General features: G+C 73.0%; 4 protein-coding genes. All 4 read left to right on the forward strand.

All coding sequences use genetic code 11. The annotated features are described in order from the left end of the window. The coding region (locus AC1DVT_RS19825) for an ATPase, T2SS/T4P/T4SS family (protein ID WP_477391066.1) at nucleotides 1–365 on the forward strand (365 nt) is incomplete at its 5' end. Continuing rightward, nucleotides 350–1288 (forward strand): type II secretion system F family protein, encoded by a 939-nt coding sequence (locus AC1DVT_RS19830; protein WP_477391068.1) that lies wholly within the window; start codon nucleotides 350–352, stop codon nucleotides 1286–1288. The genes AC1DVT_RS19825 and AC1DVT_RS19830, both read left to right, overlap by 16 nt. 66 nt (nucleotides 1289–1354) lie before the next feature. Continuing rightward, nucleotides 1355–1549 (forward strand): DUF4244 domain-containing protein, encoded by a 195-nt coding sequence (locus tag AC1DVT_RS19835; RefSeq protein ID WP_457099245.1) that lies wholly within the window; start codon nucleotides 1355–1357, stop codon nucleotides 1547–1549. Beyond that, entirely contained in the window at nucleotides 1546–1884 is a 339-nt protein-coding gene (locus AC1DVT_RS19840) for a TadE family type IV pilus minor pilin (RefSeq protein WP_477391070.1), read from the forward strand. Before AC1DVT_RS19835 ends, AC1DVT_RS19840 begins: the two co-directional genes overlap by 4 nt. The last annotated feature ends 142 nt before the right edge of the window (nucleotides 1885–2026 follow it).

Below are 2026 nucleotides of genomic sequence, written 5' to 3' on the forward strand. Positions count from 1 at the left end.
GAATCGGGCTCGCGCGGCTGGTCCGCGAGGCGCTGCGGATGCGACCCGACCGGCTGGTGGTGGGGGAGTGCCGCGGTGAAGAAGTGCGCGAGCTGCTCTCGGCTCTGAACACCGGACACGACGGAGGCGCGGGCACCTTGCACGCCAATGGGCTGCACGAGGTGCCTGCGCGCCTCGAGGCACTCGGCGCCMTCGCCGGGCTCGACGATCACGCTCTCGCACGTCAGGCGGCGAGCGCCTTCGATCTCGTGCTGCACGTGGAGCGTGATCCGGACGGCTCTCGCAGGCTCGCCGCGATCGGGCGCCCGATCATCGGAGACTACGGGCGGCTCGGCATCGAGGAAGTGCCGTGGACGAGCGCGTGATCGGGCTGCGGGAGGCCGGCACCCGGCAGGAGCCGAAAGGCACGCCGACGATCGGGAACACCAGGGCGCCGAACACGGCGGCGGAGACCGTGCTCCGTCTCGCGGTGCTGCTGCAGGCCGGAATCGTCCCACTGCGTGCGTGGGGTCACCTCGCCGACGACGGCGATCCGGTGGCGACCCGCGTAGCCGGCGAAGTGCGTCGCGGCATACCGCTCGCCGACGCGATCGCAGGCTGCGGGCCGGAGTGGATCGACCTGGCGGCTGCTTGGACGATCGCCGCCGACGTCGGCGCCCCGCTCGCGGTCAGCCTGCGCGCGCTGGCCGGAGCGCTGCGCGACGCGGCCGAGGCCGACGACGACATCCGGGTCGCGCTCGCTGAGCCGGCCGGCACCGCGAAGCTCATGGCGTGGCTGCCCCTGGTGGCCGTCGGGCTCGGAGTCGCGCTCGGATTCGACACGCTGCTCACCCTCGCGACGAATCCCCTCGGCATCGGATGCCTGGTCACCGGGGTGGCACTGATCTTCACCGCCCACCGCTGGACGAGTGCGCTGGTGCGACGCGCGGGCGCGGCGCCCGGCATCCCGGGCATCGGTGCCGAGCTGTTCGCGATCGCCCTGACCGGCGGGGTCTCGATCGATCGCGCGCGCGCCGCGGTGCTCGCGGCGACGGGCGCGCCGGCGGATGCCGCTACCGAGGCCGTGCTGGCGCTCTCGCGTCGCGCGGGAGTCCCGGCTGCCGAGCTCCTGCGGGCTTCCGCCGCGCTCGCCCGGCATCGCGCCAGGATCGACGGCCGCGTGCGCGCAGCGAAGCTCTCGTCGCGGCTGCTCATTCCTCTCGGTGTCTGCACGCTGCCCGCGTTCCTCCTGCTGGGGGTCGCCCCGATGCTGCTCAGCGTCATGTCGACGATGTCCCTGTCGCTGTGACGCCCAGCCGACCTCTCGGCCGTTCCCGTGTCGTGCCCGTCTATCACTGATGAAGAAGGAGTATCCATGTCCATACCTACCCTGACCCGCCGTCGCGCCCGGGTGCTGTTCTCGGACGACACCGGCGCCGCGACCGCCGAGTACGCGATCGCGACCATGGCGGCCGTCGCCTTCGCGGGGCTTCTGGTCGTGATCATGCGCTCCGATGAAGTGCGCGGAATCCTCACCGATCTGGTGCGGCGCGCCCTCACGGTGGCATGAGACGGCCGCGGCTCGGCGATGACTGCGGCTCGGTCGTCGCCGAGTTCGCGGTCGCGCTGCCCGCGGTGGTGCTGCTGCTCGTGCTCGCAGGAGGGGCACTGGGGTCGGGTATCCGCCAGATTCGGCTGCAGGATGCCTCGGCCGATGCGGCTCGCCTGGTGGCGCGCGGCGAGTCGACCAGTCGGGCGCTGGGCGTGCTGGCCGATGCCGTGCCCGGCTCGGAGGCTGAGATCTCCTGGCCGGGCGACCTCGTCTGCATCGCGGCGAGCGCTCCCGCCGGGTTCGGCATCCTCACCGTCCACGCCTCCAGTTGCGCACTTGCCGGAGGACTCTGATGGCGGGCGCCGTCCTGTCCGTCGCGATCGTCGGGGTGGCCGCAGCGATGACGGTCGGGCTCGCCTCGGTCGGCGCAGCGGCGACTTTCGCCCAGCGACTCGCCGGGGCCGCGGACGCCGCTGCGCTGGCCGCCGCGGACAC

This window comes from Microbacterium sp. P2_F9 (genome assembly GCF_056403635.1).

What these genes read in the sequence shown, in the direction of transcription:
- AC1DVT_RS19835 (WP_457099245.1), top strand. Translation starts at nt 1,355, where the DNA reads ATGTCCATACCTACCCTGACCCGCCGTCGCGCCCGGGTGCTGTTCTCG.
- AC1DVT_RS19840 (WP_477391070.1), top strand. Translation starts at nt 1,546, where the DNA reads ATGAGACGGCCGCGGCTCGGCGATGACTGCGGCTCGGTCGTCGCCGAG.